Origin of the sequence: Kordia sp., from assembly GCF_050633145.1 — a bacterium.
Classification (GTDB): Bacteria; Bacteroidota; Bacteroidia; order Flavobacteriales; family Flavobacteriaceae; genus Kordia.
Window position 1 is genome coordinate 1 of sequence record NZ_JBOEFY010000082.1, and the last position, 17,127, is coordinate 17,127.

Genomic DNA, 17,127 nt, shown 5'->3' on the forward strand with positions numbered 1-17,127 from the left:
GAGATTAAAAACCTTAGCTTTTTTGTTTATAAAAGCAATGAAATGGGGTGAGTTCGAGACCTTCGAGGTATGAATATATCAATTTTGCTAGTTTTCTTCTAAACCATTACAGTTTCTATCATGGATATATTGAATTAGCAACCTTTCTTGGATTAAGAATTCTATTAAATATAAATAACCAATACGGATATATTCATCTTCTGTATAATCCTTTGCTATTTTTACAAGATCATAATAATGATCATTCTTTGGAAATTTGATATCACACTTTTCTGAATTTCTTAAGGTTTTATTAATTAGAAAATACCAAGTAGTAGACACATTAATATTTACTTGATCAAAATTTTTTATAAAGGTCTCATGTGTGTCATTTGCCTCCTTGTTATTAAGTATTTCGATTTTGTTTGTAATTAGACTTGTCCATTTCTTCTTAAAAGAATCAAATATATTTTTCACTTCAAGGTCTGAATAGGAACTTATACTGTCTATACCATACGATATGGTGTTTGGAGCTACAACATATTCTACGTTTTTTGGAAGTGTAATTAAAGTTCCTCCTTTTTGTTTAGCCCATTTAAATAAGGCTAACGTTTTAGCAAACTGATTCATACGATTTATTTCATAACTAACATTTTTAAAAATAGGAGTAGCTTGGTAAAAAGATAAACTTTCTTTTCCTATTGTATCATTTTTTTCAAACTCATGCATTGTTATGTAGCTATCTTGGATACGTTGTGATTTTTTTAAATCATTTCTATATAATTGTAATTCATTTTCAGTGCGGGTTGCTGTTAAAGGAACATCTATAATTTTATAAGTCTCTTTTTCCTTAGTGAAGAATTTTTTTACTATTACGTATTCTTCATACGTTCCATTTTCTAGAACTTCATGTACAAGCTTCGATTGAACTAATGGAAATATATCTGACAAAACCGCTGCCCAGCCTAATTTAAAATTAGCTAATGCAGGATGGATCACAACTTCCGATCTATTTAAACCATTTGGGAGCAGAACTCTGCTATGAATACCAGCTAAGCCAATACCATTATCATCTATATTTGTATTATTAAATATAAGTTGATGTGCTGCGATAATATCTTCGGCAAAAACGGAAGGCTCTGTAAGTACTGTTCCGTCTTCAAATATAAACTCTAATGTCCCCATAGGTTCATTAGTAATTTTAGTATCTGTAGGAATATAATTTATGTAAGATAACTTAGGTAATTGAGTACTATCTTTTACGGTATTTCCAAAAATGACACCTCCAAAACCTCTTCGGAAGCGAATCATATTTTGAAACTTTAATCCTATACCGGTGATTTTATAGTTTTGCACGATGTAACGATTATACTTGGCTTTAGTTAAACCATTATTAGGAGGGTTTTGAATTTTTTTCGGTGTATATGTTTTTTCTGAGGAAAAAGTGAGTCCGTCGTTATACTTTTTGAATTCGACTTCATAACGTGCACCTTCATATTTAGTTTGTAAGTCTCTAATTATATTTTTGAGTCGCTCTTGATGTATAGGAGGTATTTTTGATTTACTTAAACCGCGCTCTAATGCAGTATATGGGTTATCGCTTTTTGCTAAAATGTCAAAGACATCGATATCATGGAGACCAAATTTAAAGAGAAGAACACCTCTACTGCCACCCAAAGCTCCTCTTTCTGTATATTTACTTAGCGTGAGTAATTGCCTTTTAATACCATTATCTAATTTGATATTACCATACTTAGTAGGATGTTTAAAAGTAATTTTTCCAGTATAGCTTTTTAAGTTTTTAAGTATAGGTTCATATCGAATACCTTCATATTTCCTACTTAATTTATATTTTAATTTCTGGATTAATTTCTTTCCTCCAATTCCAGGTTCTACAACTTCAGCAGCCTCATATGCCATGCTTAGTTTTCTAATTGCAGGATAGCTTTTCCATTCATTTTTTAAATATGTTGGAGGATTATAGCCTATTTCATTTAAAAAAACATCAGTACGATCAGCAATTGATGAAGTATACTTAGTAACAACGGAAAGTATTGCTTTATCAGCATCAGATTGGGATAGCCCACTTTGAGGAGCTAGTAATACTAGTGCAAAAAGTATAGAACACAGATAGGAATGAAGATGTTTTTTTAATATTGAGTTTAAAAATGTTTTGGTAGTTGTTTTCATGACATTTAATTTATTTATGGTTTTTTAAGTATTCTAAAAGTTGATTTTTTGATTCTAGAGTTTCTGTATCATATTTGTCATCAGTAAGTACATTCAATAAAGCTGCTAACATTCGGGGGCCGTTTAAACTTGCTTGATGAAATGCATGCGCCCAATAATTGGCAGCATTTGATTCTCTTGGCGACGGAAGTTCTATATGATTTATAAGTGTTGTTTGTGAGTTTTGAGGGTCAGCTTGTTTTCGCAAACGATTGGCTTGATTTATATAAGATCTTGATTGTTGCTGATTGATTGATTTGGCATAGGTTTCAATAATTTTATCATTTATCATATATCCTTCTACCATAGGACCTTTAGGAAATTGGTGTAAATAATGAGGCTCCGAAGTTGGAGTTACAATATTTTTTATACTATGTTTTTGAAGAAGTGCTTCAAATCTATGTTTCATAGATTTTTCTTTTAGTATTGGCGGTATTTCTGGAATATCAAATGTTGAGAAGCTAGATTTACATAAAAAATAATCTGGAGACAAAGAGCTTACGTGATTAATCATAGGTCGTTGTGTTCTGTGATATACAGCAGCCCTTTTGGGAACATTTATTAATAGATGGCATAAAAATTCAATCATTCTTACATATTCACTTCCCAAACTTGCATGACCTTCCAAAGCTTCTATAGCAATTTGGGTGAATAAACTATATTTTGCATTAGGAAGAATAAGTGACTTTTCATTATCATCACAGGAGGTTAAAAATACCTTTCCTTCTCCTGAATTTAATTTTTCTATTAACGAAATATTAGACGAAAATAAACTGACTTCATCTTCATCATCACCTTTAGTTTTTATAGAAATTGGTGGTTCAATAACCCCAGCAGCGTGGCAACAATCAAGCATTACTAAAAGGCGTTCAGCTTCAATTTGATTTATTAATTGTGAGAATTCATCTCCATTAATCATAGTGTTAGGTTTGTCATACATATTATATCCATGAGTAAGTATATAATACGTTTCTCCAAATAAGCCACCATGTCCAGAAAAATAAACAACAACAGTAGCATCATTGTCAGTTTTAACTTTAGAAGCCAATGCTTTTAAAGCATTTAAAACATTCATTCTAGTTGCTTTACTTTCGGTTAATAAAGTAACATTTTCTTTGAGGTAAGCAGCTTTTTGAGGATCGGTTAAAATTTCAGCAATGGCTTTGGCATCATTTACAGTTTCAGGGATGTCGTTTCCACCAACACCTATAATTAAGGCATATGTATTTTTAAGATTCATAATATTAATTTTATACAGTTAGTTTTATCATTTGATAAATAGTGAATTTTGAATATGATAAAACTAGAATTGACTAGGAGAATTCTCAATACCTATTTGTGGGTATTTAAATGCTTAATTATCAAGGTTTTTAATGGTAAATTCTTATTTTAGCTACAATAATTGAAGTAGGAATATCCAAATATCCTCACGACTGGGTATTTTTTGGAATCATAATTTTTTTCAGTTTTGGGATATGATAAAAAACTATAAATTATGAGTATAAAATTAAATCCCTCGAAACTGACATTAACCATCAGTCTAAAAGAAGAAGATGAAGAAAGAATGCAATTAGTATATGCATCTCAGTTGTATCAAACATTTTTTGCAGTATTTGCATCATTTGATATAGATAGAACGGATCCTAACTTGCTTAAATTGAAAGGTGTGTATCTTGAACTTATTAATTATAAAGGAATAATAAATCTTGGTATAGTCGGAATTTTAGATCCAATATTTATTGATAATGGAATAGAAATCAAACTAAAAATTAAGGCATTACACGAATCAGGTGTCTTAAAATACTATAAGTTTACGTCACCTAAAATAATTAAGAATAATACTGATTCACAAATAAATTTTGCTAGAGTCTTGGAACCAATTGCAAATAATCATATAACAGGAACGAATGAGAATCATATTTTTGATTCTGAATTCTTTGAGCGAGATGGATTGTTTAATCGTAAAAAAATCAGACGCCTTGAAGAAGAAGATGATGATGATTTTGAAGCAATTAATCAAAATAATTTGCAACTCAGATATAGTAACCCTAGCGTTTTAAGAGCTCCTGCTTTACAAAATCGAGTGAAAGAAAATTACATTCATGGAGTGGAGGTAAAGATAGAATCACCACCTATAGATAAAGCTCCTGGAGGTCGTTGTCCTAAATCTATAAATATTGTTACGTATTAATTATTATAAAATCATATTTGGAACTATACTTTTAAAGTTTGTAGTTGGATATTCAACTACAAACTTTAACCGTTTTGAGAATTTTTTTCATGATATAAAAAGCATGAAATATATTGAAGCAAAAGAACACTTAACCAAAGAAGGAAATGATACTACATATCGTATTTTAAATCTATTGACAGATATTTTATATGACGCTGGACAAGATAAAGATGAATCGTATTATCCTGATGTCATAGAGACACAAACAGATTTTGATAGAAGTGTTTTCTTATTATTAAAAGGATATCAGCATCTATATTATCACTCTACTGAAATTGATGCTTATAATTATTTTAATCAAGGATATGTATTGGCTAAAAAAAATGGCTATATAGCATTACAAAAACAATTTTTATTAGGATTACTTGAACTATATCATGCTGAAATTTTGCAGAGCAATGAACAATATTCAATGTACTTGGATGATTTTAAGGAGCTAATATCAGATGATGTTGATCGTTTTTTGCATCTATTATACACATCAATCCTGAGGACAAAAACAATTAATGATATTGATAAATTATCTTCATCTGACTTAAGAGAAATTTCTGAATTTGTATCAAGAACCAAAACACTGAATAAGAATTTATTGATTCGTTATGATTATGAAAAGGCAATTTATCATGGTTTTGATGAAAATTATGAAGCTGCAAAGGCATATTACGCTAAAGTATTGACCAATGTTGAATATCCATTTATGAAGTATATGATTTTTGGATCGCATTTACAATTAGCAAAAATAAATACAAAATTAGGAAATTATGAGTACGCTTTCAAAGCCGTTAAAGCAGCAGATGCCTATATAGATAAAAGAGATTCGTTGCGAAGTTTATTTTATATCTGTTATTACAAAGCAAATTTATATGCAAAAACAAAAAAATATGATTCAGCTTATATATTACAAAATAAGAGAATAGAGCTAGGAAACCAATTGCAACATCGAAAAAATAGCTTAGATATTTCCCGGATGAATATTCTGTATGAAACAGAAAAACAAAAACGACTTTTATTAGAGGAAGAGAAAACTTCTAAGAAAAGAGGAATACTATTGTTAGGCGCTATAGTTTTAATCTTATTTATAAGCATCATAACTATACTAATTCTAAAGAATCAAACCAAAAAGCAGAAGTTATTAGAATTAGATCGCAAAATGCAAAAACAGAAAATTGAACATTTATTAAAACAACAAGAATTATTGAGTATCGATGCAATGATAGCTGGGCAAGAAAAAGAGAGGAGAAGAGTGGCTATAGAATTACACGATGATCTTGGCAGTTTAATGACAACTATAAAGTTTTACTGTGAAAGTATGCTCACCAATAAGAAAGTTTCCATGAATAAAGTAAATGAATTATTGGATGAAGCATATACTAAAATTAGAAAACTAGCACACACCAAAAACTCAGGAGTGTTAGCTTCTCAGGGATTAGTGCCTGCAATCAAAAAAATGGCACTAGCAATGTCTCAATCAGATACAATTAAGTTTGATGTGCATATTTTTGGAATGGAAAATCGTATGGAAAATTCTACAGAACTGAATGTTTTTAGGATAATTCAAGAATTAAGCGCAAATATTATGAAGCATGCAAGCGCTTCTTATGTAAATATACAGCTGACACAATATGAGGATATCTTAAATATTATGGTTGAAGATAATGGAATTGGTTTTGAAGCAGCAAAAATGAATGAATATGAAGGTATTGGGTTAAAAAGTATTGAAAAAAAAGTAGAATATATGGGAGGTACTTTCACAATAGATAGTATGCTGACAAAAGGGACTTCCATTATAATTGATATACCATTATGATAACTATAGCTATCGCAGAAGATCATCAGGCTCTAATTGATGGAATTCATTCTTTTTTAGAGTATGAAGATGATATTAAACTTGTAGGAGAAGCTAATGATGGAGAGGAATTATTAGCTATTGTTAAAAAAAAGCAACCAACCTTAGTCTTATGTGATATTCGTATGCCTAAAATGGATGGAATAACAGCAACAAAAGCTATTTGTAAATCTTTTCCAAACACTAAAGTTATTGCTTTTACTATGTTTGAACAACAAGATGCTGTAAAACAAATGATAGATGCTGGTGCTTCAGGATATGTATTAAAAAATTCATCTTTAAAAACGGTATTAGAAGCAATTCGTTTTGTAGCTGAAGGTAAGAAATATTTTGATAAAAAACTTCATTATCTTCTAGATGAAAAGAGTTCAAAAAACTCATCTAAAAGTTTACTTTCTAAAAGAGAAAAACAAATTTTGATTTTAATATCTAAGGGGAAAACCTCCTATGAAATAGCAATAGAACTTTTTATAGGAAAAACCACAGTAGATACACATCGAAAAAATATGATAAAAAAATTAGGACTTAAAGGTAGTGGAGAACTCTTAAGATATGCGCTAGAACAAAAGTATAACTTTGAATAATTCTAAATTTAAACTTCAGATATTAATTCCTAATGCAATATTTCATATTGATGTAACGCGCTTCTCCACAATTTTAAGGAGAACAAATCACCTAATATTTACGATTGATTACCTTTCATAATATAAAGACATTTGTAACTCAATATAAAAACATAGAAATTATGAAAGTAACAACGACAAATGATTTTGATTACGAAAACGAAGCATTAAAAATGATGTTTCAATCTGATGACCCGAATGAAATACCAAGACCAGAAGAAGACGATGGCACAGTTGAAGCTGATAATGATGATGAAGATGATGAAGATGATGACGGAGAAATCATTAAGCCTTACAATTAATATGTAAGAAAACTACATTTATTAAAGGCTTAGCTTATCTTTAGTGAGAAAGTGAAAGCCTTTTTTCTTTTTAAACACATTCAATCTATGCGTCAAAAAATAACTTACATCATTTTTCTTTTACAACTTTTTAATATGTATGTTGTGTACGGACAATATTCGGTTTCTGTAGATAGTATGCAAAACATACTGCCTATGCAAAAGGGAATAGAGCGTATAGAAACATTGAATGAATTGGCTTGGAAACTTCGTGAACGCAAAGATTCAATAGGAATTAAGTATGCATTAGAAGCGTTACAGTTGAGTAAACAGAAAATCTATTACAAAGGAATTTCTGATGGATATAGTCGTTTGGGAGCTATCGCTTTAGAACAAAAAAATAATGTAGACGCTGAAGATTATTACCTTAAAGTATTAGCTATAGATGAAGAGGAAAATTTTCGGTATGGTATTGCTCGTGCAAGTAATCAATTGGGTTTAATTTATACAGAAAAAGGAAATATAACAAAGGCTTTGGAATATTTTCTAAGTAGTTTGGAAATTTTTAGAGAAATTGAGAAGTATAAACAAGCTTCTAAAGTTGCTGAGCATTTGGGAAAATTATATTCAGAAACAGAAAATTATGAAAGCGCGTTTATATATTTTGAAAATCAATTGGAATATAGCAAGCAAGCAAACTATGCTAAGGGAATTGTAAAATCATACAAGAATTTAGGAAATGTTTACAAAGCATTAGAAAACTATAAAGAAGCGCTCAATTCATATCAAGAAGCAGAAAAGTTATATCTTCAAAAGAAAAAAAGTAAAGGAAATCTTGCAAGTATCATGGTAGATATTGCAACTATGTATGATTATTTAGATCAGGATGAAGCCTCAAAAAGAAAGTTTAATACTGCACTACAATTTATTCAAAAAAATAAAAAAGGAGATTTAGGTACTTTACATTTCAATTTCGGAGCATTTTACAGGAAGCTTGGACAAAAAGACTCTACTGCGTATCATTATAAAAAAGCAGAGGAGTTTTTTAAGAAAAAGAAGGATGATCAAAAATTACTGGTATATTTTAATAATGTTGGAAACAAGTATTATGATGATCAAGACTACGAAGAAGCTTTGTCATATTACAATCAAAGTTTAGCGTTACAAAAGGTAGCTAAAGATTCTTCAACACTAGTAAAAACTTACTCATCTATTTCAAGAGTATTTCGAGAATTGGGAAATTCTGATAGCGCCTTAATCTACAGCGATTCCGCCACTCTAATTAGAAAAGCTGAATTCGAAAAAATAAAAAATACTAATCAATATCAAATCACATCAGCTAATACCAAAAAAGCGCTAGTAAATGCACAGTTCCAAAAAGAGAAAGCAGAAAATATAAAAATAATTGCTGTAAATAAAGCAGAGCAGAGAAAGATGCAAATAATAATCTTATTTATTAGTTTAATATCAATCTCTATATTATTTTTTTTCATCACCAAAGCACGAAAACAAAAACAACAACGAATACTTGCGGAAGCTAATTTGCAACAGCAAAGACTAATTGCTACACATGAAAAAGAGCAACAGGTACAACAATTACAAGAGTTGATAAAAACACAGGAAATGAACGCCATCAATGCCATGATTAGCGGTCAGGAAGAAGAACGAAAACGAATTGCACAAGATTTACATGACAATTTGGGAAGTAAGTTGTCTCTTGTAAAAATACACTATCAATCTGTAGAAGACAATTTGGAAAGCATAGACGAAGATGCAAAAACACAATACGAAAAAGCAAATCAACTTTTAGATGAAGCGTGCAAATCTGTCCGAGAAATTTCGCATAATATGATCTCGGGAACATTGTCAAAATTTGGATTAATTCCAGCATTAAAAGAATTAAAACAAACGCTAGAGAATGTATATTCTAAACAAAATCAGCATGGAATACATATAGAACTTTCCTATCATAAACTGGACAATCGTCTTGAAAACACAATGGAAATACAAATTTACCGCATCATACAAGAACTCTTAAATAATATTATAAAACATGCGAAAGCCACTCAAGTAGACATTCAAATTTTAAAACTAGAAAATGGTGTCAATATCATTGTAGAAGATGATGGAATTGGCTTTGATGTGGAAAAACAACATAAGGGAATCGGGCTAAAAACCATACAATCGAGAGTCGTAAATATGAAAGGAAGTTGTCTCATAGATTCTGGAAAAGGAAACGGTACCACAGTTACGATTGATATACCTACTTAACTAATTAATACACATGAAAAACAAAACACCTATACGAATTATTATTGCAGACGATCATAAAATGTTTATAGAAGGATTACAATCCTTATTAAAGAAACAAACACATATAAAAGTCATTGGAGAAGCTTCTAATGGAGAAGAAGCGTTGCAGTTACTTAGCGAACATACAAATGCAGTAGATATTGCTGTATTAGATATTGATATGCCCAAAAAGAATGGTTTTGAAGTGCTAAAAGAAATGCAAAATCTTAAAATGATAACCAAAACACTAATTCTTACCATGCATGATGAAGGCACTATCATTAAAGAATTGATGGATGCTGGCGCTAACGGATATATCTTAAAAAATAGAGGCAAAGAAGAATTTGTAGAAGCCTTGGAAACCATCATGTCTGGAAACGAATACCTAAAAGGGGATGTACTTGGAAATTACATCGCGGCAAACAAGATGCCTGAACCCAAAACAGTACATTTAACCAAACGGGAATTGCAAGTTTTGAAACTATTATCTGAAGATCATACTTCTGGAGAAATAGCAATTAAGTTAAATATTGCTGTTAGTACTGTAGATACGTACCGTAGAAATTTGATAGAAAAAACGGGTGTTAGAAGTTCATTGGGCTTAATAAAATATGCTTTTGACAACAAGATCCTATAAATACATGTAGTTAAAATAATCGCAAACTAAATTATAAAAACTCCTCAATATTGAGGAGTTTTTTTTATCCACAATATTGGGCTGTTTTAGTGTCTCTCTTTCCTGCAACTTTGTCCTCATAACTAATCAAACTAGCTAAAAATGAGAAGAGCATTACTCATCGGAATTAATGATTATCCTAAAAATCCTTTAAAAGGTTGTGAAAATGATGCATTGCGAATGCAATCAGTTTTAGAAACTCACGAAAATGGAGATCCTAACTTTGATTGTAAAATATTGCTATCGAGTAAAAAAGAAGTGACACGTTCTGAAGTAAGGAAAAATATAAAGAAATTATTCAATCACGAAAAAGGAACGACACTCTTATACTTTTCAGGTCATGGAGCCACTACAGTAGCAGGAACATACCTAGTAACACAAGATGCAAAACCAGAAGATGTTGGCGTGAGTTTACTAGAAATTGTAGCCATTGCAAATAACTCAAAAGCAGATGAAGTCGTTATCATTTTAGATTGTTGTTATGCAGGAGACGCAGGCAATAGTATTGACTTAAATGAGCGAAAAGTGATTTTGCGTGAAGGTGTTTCCATTCTTGCTGCCGCTTCCGCAGATCAATACTCGTATGAAAAAAATGGAGGCGGAATTTTTACCAACATCATTTACGATGCTTTAAAAGGTAGTGCCGCAGATGTACGAGGAAAAATAACTCTTTCGGGGATTTATTACACGGCAGATGTCTTTCTGAATGCCTGGAATCAACGTCCTGTCTTTAAATCGCATGTATCACATATGATTTCATTGCGCAATTGCACACCGAAAATTTCATTAAAAATACTTCGAAAACTTCCTGTGTACTTTGATGGTGACGCAACGGGAATGACACTTTCTGAAAGTTATCTCAAGACAAAAACACCATTAGCTACGGTGATGAAACACTTACAGAAATATCAAGATAATGGTCTACTGACTCCACTAGAAGCAAGTACGTTACATGAAGCTGCATTGCACAACAAAAGTTGTTCTTTAACAGCACTTGGCTGCTATTACAAATCGTTGGTAACACAAAATAGATTGTAGCATGAGAAAAGATGAAATCATTGCATACGTTGTTGGTGCAGGCATACCTAAACTGCTCTTTGAATTAGTGAGGAATTTTGATGAAAACTCAGGGATTTTCGCTATTACATCAAGTATAAATAGCTTTTCCTTTAAGAATGGCACTGTGAACGGAATTGGTGTTTTAGTTATTATCGGCATTGTTAGCTTTCAACTTACTTCTTATCTCATCCTACAATATTATAGAAAAAAAATAGAAAATGATCGCTTGGAATTAGTGCTTGCTAGTACAGATGAAATTTTAGATCATATTGACACGTATTTGGTCTCAAAAATATTGCGTGAAAAACTGAAAACTAGATATTTATTACGAAAATTTTAAAAATGCATTTATGACACCCACAGAAAAATACAGATTAGTTCAGGATATTTATTTCACCTTACAATCTACCTATAATACGGATGAAATTTTAAACATCTTGGATGATTACAACATTCATAGCAATTCTGATATGAAGTATTCACAAGAAGCTTTAAAACGTTTGATTGGAAAAGCAAGTAACAAAACCATATTAGAGATTGCAACCGATTTAAAGTTAAGCTTATCATTCATAAAATCGGGAACTAAAAAGCAGCAAAACGAAACCGAGCAAGGACTAAAAAAAATCTTTGTAAGCCACGATGTAAAAGACAAACAAATTGTAGAAAGTTTTATTCAACTTTTACAAGGTATTGGTATAAATCCTGAAAATATCTTCTGTTCTTCATTAGAAGGATATGGAGTTTCATTAGGTGAAAACTTTGAAGACGAAATAAAAGATCGATTGACTGAAGATGTACTCGTCTTGTTTATGATTTCAAATCACTTTTACAGTTCCCAAAAATGCATGATTCAAATGGGTGCGGCATGGGTGTTGACCAAAGATCAAATTTCTATTGCAATTCCTCCTTTTAGATTAGAAGAAATGAAAGGCGTCTTTCAGAATTTTCAAGGAATACGCATCGATCAAGAAAAACAATTGGACTTACTCAAAGCAACTTTAGAACATAAGTTCGGATTAAAAACGCAGAAGCAATTGCATTGGGAGCCCAAACGAGATATGGTGGTACGCGATATCAAGACACAACTTTCTGAAAATTAAAACATTCAATATTTCAAACAATTTATAAATCAAATTCATTTAAAAAAAAGAAAAAATGACAAAGTACTATGTAAACAAAAATGCACAAACAAACGGAGATCATGAAGTTCATAAATCAGGATGTTGGTGGCTTCCGAAAGCTGAAAACAGAATTTATTTAGGAGAATTTTATAACTGTAGTGGAGCTGTAGCAAAAGCAAAAGAAGAGTACGATCAAGTAAATGGATGTTACCACTGTAGCAATGATTGTCATACTTCATAAATAGCACTTAGCATGAAAAACAAAATATATGTATTTCTAATGGTTCTTATGGAGATTAGCATTGTTAATGCCTCAGAACCTGTAGATGTGGCAAATCTTAGTGTCAAACTATCATTCCAAAAAACGATAGATCACTACTATTCATTTGATGAAGGAGATGAGATTGTTTTTAATATGGAAATGATAAAAGGACGACATATTAAAAGTATAGAAATTACAGCGCTTCCTTCTAATATTTTATTGTCGGAGTTTAAAGCAAAAAAACTTGTCAATCAAAGAATAAAAATCAAAAAGAAAGGAGTGGTTCGGTTTCGTTTTTATAGTTCGTCTTTGACCAATAGAGTTTGTAGAGCAAGAATACAAAGAATCCCTTCCGATGCTTCTAAAATTGATTTTAATACAGACTGGAAATGGAAAGTATTAAAAGATACAACCTATGTAAAGTATACGCAAGATAGTCTTACGGGATATAGAACGGTAAAATATCAAGAAAAAGTAAAGAAATTGAAAGAGGAACGAACAGAAGAGATCCTAATATTTGATAAATCTCAAAGAGTTCATTCTCGGACAAATTTAAATAATAACAAATCATATCTCAGAGTAAGTTTACCCAATCTTATAAACACCAATTATTGGCAAGAAAAACTTTTGTCTTGGGCATATTGGATAGGTGTTGGCGAAGCATCACAAGAGGCATATCAGAAAAATTTAGAGAGTGTAAAAGAATTAGCGAAAGGTGTAGCTACTCGTTATATGACACCACTCGGTGCATTGGCAGTTGGAAAAATAACTAATATGATATTACCCAACATAGGTGATGATGTTCAATATTATTTCATTTTAGATTATGAGAATGCTCAAAAGTTTTATAACGATCATGAGTTTTATCAATTTGATATGGGAAAAGGGCGTGCTGCTTTTGGTAGACACGATCAATTCCCAAAAGGTAGCTTTTACATTGGCTTATCTAATGATAACCTTACAAGAGGCATCAATGTCAATGTAAAAGTAATTGCAGTAAAGCAAGTAAAGATATTTGAAGACGTAATCTACAATCGAGAGCGTGAAGAACCACAATATATAACCTTGCATAAAACTAGAATGAAAATTAACGAAACTAGTATTCGAATTCCTGTAGAATAATGATGAAGCAACGCTACTACATAGTACTTTTTGTATTTCTTTTATCCTGTTCAAAGGAAAAATTGCAAACTGTATATATTGCTTCAAAAGGTAAGAAGTACTTTCATGCAAAAGGCTGTAGACTTCAAGGGAATAACAAAGAAGCTATAGGAATTAATGATGCAATTTCAGCAAATTATAAAGCTTGTAAGTTTTGTAAACCATCTTATAAAAAAGCAGAAAACAAGAAATATAAACGATCATTTTCCGCCAAAAAAAGTACTTCTGTAAAATGTTCAGCAAGAACAAAAAAGGGAAGTAGATGTAGTCGCAAAACAAGAAGTAGCAGTGGAAGATGCTATCAACATTAACGAACCAATAAAAACAAAAAAATGAAAAAAATAATCATACTAATAATCGTAATTGGCTTTATAAGCTTTTCATCATGTACAAAAGATGATGATATAACAGAAATTAAAAGCGGCTTTCATAACGGAAATCAGCTTTGGAAAGGACCGCAAGGAGGCTGTTATTACTATAATACTAATGGAAATAAAACATATGTTGAAAGAAGCGGATGTAATTGCTAATTCTAAAATATTAATTAAATGATAACTAACGAATTAAAAAGTCACTTTTTACGGCTGTATCAAATGGCTTTTGTAGACGATGATTTCGATGTCTTAGAACTGCAAATGCTATACAAGTTTGCTGAAGAAAGAGGGATTTCTAAAGAACAATTAAATGAAATTCTGCTAAATCCTTCGCACGATTCATCAATTCCTGAAACGAAAGAAGAAAAAATATCTTATTTATATGATTTAGCAATTATGATTTGGGTAGATAAAAAGGTAGCCGAAGATGAATACATCACTCTAAAAAAGTATTGTAAAAAATTTGGGTTTCTTGAAGAAAACATCAATGAGATAGCAGATTATTTATTAGAATGCGCTCAAAAAAACGTAAAAAAAGAAGTGCTAATTAACGAGATCAATTCCTAAAGTATGACTTCCATAAAAAACTTATTCAAACTAAAAGATACATTTTCTTTTGAAGAAAAAAGGAATACGCATAATGCTAGAGAGCAAGTTCGCATAACGTATCATCAAAGCGGTTATGGAGCTTCTACGAAAGCTTCAGGTGATGAAATGACTTTTGCTGTTTGTTTGAAAAATTTATACAATACGTTTGAAAATTCTTGTCGAAAACAATTGAACGAACAAAAAATATTAAAGCAACCGTATATTGAATTGCAAGAAAAACAGCGTACAGAACTAAAAAAGAGAGAGACGGCACTTGCCATATATCAAGAACAAGAAACGCAAATCAGTGAACAAATAGAAGTGCTAAAGCACGATATGGTGAATGTGAAACAAAAACCAGATGAATACGGAATTGTCACTGATAAAAAACCAAAAGCACAGTTTTATATAGGATTGTCGTTACTCTTGCCAATTACCATTTACCTATTTGTATTTTACATATCGGCATCGTATTCTGCATTTTTTAAAGATTTTGACAACAATAGTGTGAGTGCAGCGATATTTGATTCAAACGCGCTAGGAAAAGCCATGTCAGATGGTTGGTTAGAAGCACTTTTTGTAGGAACAATTCCTTTTGTATTTATGGGATTAGGTTATCTAATTCACATGTTTCAAAAGGATAAAAAGAAATCATCGAACGTAAAACTTGGAGCACTATTTCTGTTGACATTTTTCTTTGATGTAATCTTAGCATATCTGATAGAAAAGAAAATATTTGATTTTGAAAGCGTTATTGGCGAACGATTTTCACCTTCAATAGCTTTAAAAAGTGTCAATTTTTGGGGAATCATCTTTGCAGGATTTGTAGTATACGTAATTTGGGGATTGGTCTTTGATTTTGTAATGAAAGAACATGAAAATGTAGATAAAATAAGAGTATTCATTAGAAACAAAAGGGAAGAAATTAAAAATGAATTAAACAAAAAAGATAAAACGATTTCTAAGATTACCGATTTAAAAAAAGAAATAGTAGCCATCAAAGGTCTCATTACAGAACTTCAATCTAAAATAGATGGCTTTATATTTCCTGTAAAAGAATATCTACATTATCACTATCAATATGAAGAAGGTTGGTATCAATCTATTAATGCAGAATTGGCAATTGCGTCAAAAGAAAAAAGTGAACTTAAACAACGTTGTAAAGATGTTTCTACAAAGCATTTACAAGAATTACAATTAAGCGAAAGTATGGATTACCAACACTTAGTTTTTACTACAAAATAAAGTTATGAATAACAGAATAATATACCCAATAGTTCTTTTCGCATTCTTTATGTGTGTTGCATGTGAAGAAGTTGTAGAAAAGAAAAATAGCAAAGAAATTAAACATGGATCTACTGTTGTCCTAACACAAAACCAAAATTTGAACATTAGTTTTTTGTTGGACTTATCAGACAGGATCAACCCTGAAAAGTATCCTAATCCCACTATGCAATATTATGAAAGGGATGTAGCTTATATTCAATCAGTTTCAGAAGCTTTTGTTACACATCTTAAAAACAAAAAAAAACATCGGATAAACGATCGAATTCAATTATATTTTGATCCGCCACCAAGAAATCAAAATATAAATAAACTCTCAAAATCATTGCGTTTTGAAGTAGATAGAAAGAATGCTTCTGAAGATTTGTTGGAGGTAATACAGCATTCATACAAAACTAAACCTAAAGAAATTTATGAATTGGCTATCAATGATAATGCGTATGTAGGGTCTAATATGTGGCGTTTTTTCAAAAATAAAATTCAGGATTTTTGCATTCTAAAAGAACATAGAAACATTCTTATCATATTAACAGATGGATACATTTATCATAAAGACACAAAAATAGAAGAGGGAAATCAAACTACTTATTTAACAGCGCAATTCATTAGAAACCATAAATTAAATACGAAGAACTGGAAGCAAGATATTGTAGATAAAAACTTTGGGTTCATACCAGCAGCAAAGAATTTAGAAAATTTAGAGATCCTTGTTTTGGGAATTAATCCAGATAAAAAGAATCCGTACGAAGAAGATGTTATTGAAGAGTATTGGAAAGACTGGCTTCATGATATGAAAGTCGGTCGCTATGAAATAAAAACAGCAATATTGCCTTCCAATATGGATAAAATTATCAAAGATTTTATTCTCAATTAATCATTAATATTAACTTTTTACGAAATGAAGAAGCCTTCTCATAATGTGAAATGAGAAAGCTTCTTTTATTTTATTGCAGATTGATTCAATTGACTCTTATTATAAGCTGCTACTTGATATAATTAGCAATGCAGTTCAGTACTTTTCAGGGTTATAAAAAGTAATTTTCAATATCAAAACGGAATCTAGAGAGTATAAATTATTTTGAAATGATATAGAGTGTTTTATAATTCTATTCATTAGAA

17 protein-coding genes are annotated in these 17,127 nt (G+C 30.8%); 15 read left to right on the top strand and 2 right to left on the bottom strand.

Features of this window, described 5'->3' with window-relative positions:
- Positions 1 to 87 precede the first annotated feature (87 nt).
- Together ACRBBL_RS26465 and ACRBBL_RS26470 are read right to left on the bottom strand one after the other, a co-directional pair.
- Complete coding sequence (locus ACRBBL_RS26465) at positions 88 to 2,169, bottom strand: hypothetical protein (protein ID WP_431372120.1); 2,082 nt, start codon at positions 2,167 to 2,169, stop codon at positions 88 to 90.
- Positions 2,170 to 2,179: 10 nt separating this feature from the next.
- Entirely contained in the window at positions 2,180 to 3,448 is a 1,269-nt protein-coding gene (locus ACRBBL_RS26470; protein WP_431372121.1) for a caspase family protein, read from the bottom strand.
- 255 nt (positions 3,449 to 3,703) lie between these two features.
- Here ACRBBL_RS26470 and ACRBBL_RS26475 point away from each other — a divergent pair, with 255 nt between their 5' ends.
- The 15 genes from ACRBBL_RS26475 to ACRBBL_RS26545 all read left to right on the top strand — a co-directional run bounded on the left by ACRBBL_RS26475 (position 3,704) and on the right by ACRBBL_RS26545 (position 16,882).
- A complete protein-coding gene (locus tag ACRBBL_RS26475; protein WP_431372122.1) occupies positions 3,704 to 4,399 on the top strand; it encodes a hypothetical protein in 696 nt (231 codons plus the stop codon).
- Positions 4,400 to 4,502: 103 nt separating this feature from the next.
- A complete protein-coding gene (locus tag ACRBBL_RS26480) occupies positions 4,503 to 6,248 on the top strand; it encodes a sensor histidine kinase (protein ID WP_431372123.1) in 1,746 nt (581 codons plus the stop codon).
- Positions 6,245 to 6,871, top strand: coding sequence for a response regulator transcription factor (locus ACRBBL_RS26485; RefSeq protein ID WP_431372124.1), 627 nt, complete (start codon positions 6,245 to 6,247; stop codon positions 6,869 to 6,871). Before ACRBBL_RS26480 ends, ACRBBL_RS26485 begins: the two co-directional genes overlap by 4 nt.
- 161 nt (positions 6,872 to 7,032) lie before the next feature.
- Positions 7,033 to 7,212, top strand: a complete 180-nt coding sequence (locus ACRBBL_RS26490; protein WP_431372125.1) for a hypothetical protein — start codon at positions 7,033 to 7,035, stop codon at positions 7,210 to 7,212.
- Between the two features lie 87 nt (positions 7,213 to 7,299).
- Complete coding sequence (locus ACRBBL_RS26495; protein WP_431372126.1) at positions 7,300 to 9,462, top strand: tetratricopeptide repeat-containing sensor histidine kinase; 2,163 nt, start codon at positions 7,300 to 7,302, stop codon at positions 9,460 to 9,462.
- Positions 9,463 to 9,475: 13 nt separating this feature from the next.
- Positions 9,476 to 10,120: a response regulator gene (locus ACRBBL_RS26500; protein ID WP_431372127.1), complete on the top strand. Its 645-nt coding sequence runs from the start codon at positions 9,476 to 9,478 to the stop codon at positions 10,118 to 10,120.
- A gap of 141 nt (positions 10,121 to 10,261) precedes the next feature.
- Positions 10,262 to 11,197 carry a caspase family protein gene (locus tag ACRBBL_RS26505; RefSeq protein ID WP_431372128.1) on the top strand — a complete coding sequence of 312 codons (936 nt, stop codon included), beginning with the start codon at positions 10,262 to 10,264 and terminating at the stop codon, positions 11,195 to 11,197.
- 1 nt (position 11,198) lies between these two features.
- Positions 11,199 to 11,558: a hypothetical protein gene (locus ACRBBL_RS26510; protein ID WP_431372129.1), complete on the top strand. Its 360-nt coding sequence runs from the start codon at positions 11,199 to 11,201 to the stop codon at positions 11,556 to 11,558.
- 10 nt (positions 11,559 to 11,568) lie between these two features.
- Positions 11,569 to 12,318 (top strand): toll/interleukin-1 receptor domain-containing protein, encoded by a 750-nt coding sequence (locus ACRBBL_RS26515; protein ID WP_431372130.1) that lies wholly within the window; start codon positions 11,569 to 11,571, stop codon positions 12,316 to 12,318.
- A gap of 55 nt (positions 12,319 to 12,373) precedes the next feature.
- Positions 12,374 to 12,580, top strand: a complete 207-nt coding sequence (locus ACRBBL_RS26520) for a hypothetical protein (RefSeq protein ID WP_431372131.1) — start codon at positions 12,374 to 12,376, stop codon at positions 12,578 to 12,580.
- Between the two features lie 12 nt (positions 12,581 to 12,592).
- Entirely contained in the window at positions 12,593 to 13,723 is a 1,131-nt protein-coding gene (locus tag ACRBBL_RS26525) for a hypothetical protein (RefSeq protein WP_431372132.1), read from the top strand.
- Between the two features lie 371 nt (positions 13,724 to 14,094).
- Positions 14,095 to 14,292 (top strand): hypothetical protein, encoded by a 198-nt coding sequence (locus ACRBBL_RS26530; protein WP_431372133.1) that lies wholly within the window; start codon positions 14,095 to 14,097, stop codon positions 14,290 to 14,292.
- A gap of 18 nt (positions 14,293 to 14,310) precedes the next feature.
- Positions 14,311 to 14,703 carry a hypothetical protein gene (locus ACRBBL_RS26535; RefSeq protein ID WP_431372134.1) on the top strand — a complete coding sequence of 131 codons (393 nt, stop codon included), beginning with the start codon at positions 14,311 to 14,313 and terminating at the stop codon, positions 14,701 to 14,703.
- Between the two features lie 3 nt (positions 14,704 to 14,706).
- Complete coding sequence (locus ACRBBL_RS26540) at positions 14,707 to 15,969, top strand: ABC transporter permease (protein ID WP_431372135.1); 1,263 nt, start codon at positions 14,707 to 14,709, stop codon at positions 15,967 to 15,969.
- Between the two features lie 4 nt (positions 15,970 to 15,973).
- Positions 15,974 to 16,882: a hypothetical protein gene (locus tag ACRBBL_RS26545; RefSeq protein WP_431372136.1), complete on the top strand. Its 909-nt coding sequence runs from the start codon at positions 15,974 to 15,976 to the stop codon at positions 16,880 to 16,882.
- Positions 16,883 to 17,127: the final 245 nt, after the last annotated feature.

Excerpts from the sequence above, each read along its gene's own strand:
- ACRBBL_RS26515 (WP_431372130.1), top strand. The coding sequence starts at position 11,569 with ATGACACCCACAGAAAAATACAGATTAGTTCAGGATATTTATTTCACC.
- ACRBBL_RS26505 (WP_431372128.1), top strand. The coding sequence starts at position 10,262 with ATGAGAAGAGCATTACTCATCGGAATTAATGATTATCCTAAAAATCCT.
- ACRBBL_RS26485 (WP_431372124.1), top strand. The coding sequence starts at position 6,245 with ATGATAACTATAGCTATCGCAGAAGATCATCAGGCTCTAATTGATGGA.
- ACRBBL_RS26545 (WP_431372136.1), top strand. The coding sequence starts at position 15,974 with ATGAATAACAGAATAATATACCCAATAGTTCTTTTCGCATTCTTTATG.
- ACRBBL_RS26490 (WP_431372125.1), top strand. The coding sequence starts at position 7,033 with ATGAAAGTAACAACGACAAATGATTTTGATTACGAAAACGAAGCATTA.
- ACRBBL_RS26530 (WP_431372133.1), top strand. The coding sequence starts at position 14,095 with ATGAAAAAAATAATCATACTAATAATCGTAATTGGCTTTATAAGCTTT.
- ACRBBL_RS26470 (WP_431372121.1), bottom strand. The coding sequence starts at position 3,448 with ATGAATCTTAAAAATACATATGCCTTAATTATAGGTGTTGGTGGAAAC.
- ACRBBL_RS26495 (WP_431372126.1), top strand. The coding sequence starts at position 7,300 with ATGCGTCAAAAAATAACTTACATCATTTTTCTTTTACAACTTTTTAAT.
- ACRBBL_RS26520 (WP_431372131.1), top strand. The coding sequence starts at position 12,374 with ATGACAAAGTACTATGTAAACAAAAATGCACAAACAAACGGAGATCAT.
- ACRBBL_RS26535 (WP_431372134.1), top strand. The coding sequence starts at position 14,311 with ATGATAACTAACGAATTAAAAAGTCACTTTTTACGGCTGTATCAAATG.
- ACRBBL_RS26475 (WP_431372122.1), top strand. The coding sequence starts at position 3,704 with ATGAGTATAAAATTAAATCCCTCGAAACTGACATTAACCATCAGTCTA.
- ACRBBL_RS26465 (WP_431372120.1), bottom strand. The coding sequence starts at position 2,169 with ATGAAAACAACTACCAAAACATTTTTAAACTCAATATTAAAAAAACAT.
- ACRBBL_RS26540 (WP_431372135.1), top strand. The coding sequence starts at position 14,707 with ATGACTTCCATAAAAAACTTATTCAAACTAAAAGATACATTTTCTTTT.
- ACRBBL_RS26500 (WP_431372127.1), top strand. The coding sequence starts at position 9,476 with ATGAAAAACAAAACACCTATACGAATTATTATTGCAGACGATCATAAA.
- ACRBBL_RS26525 (WP_431372132.1), top strand. The coding sequence starts at position 12,593 with ATGAAAAACAAAATATATGTATTTCTAATGGTTCTTATGGAGATTAGC.
- ACRBBL_RS26510 (WP_431372129.1), top strand. The coding sequence starts at position 11,199 with ATGAGAAAAGATGAAATCATTGCATACGTTGTTGGTGCAGGCATACCT.
- ACRBBL_RS26480 (WP_431372123.1), top strand. The coding sequence starts at position 4,503 with ATGAAATATATTGAAGCAAAAGAACACTTAACCAAAGAAGGAAATGAT.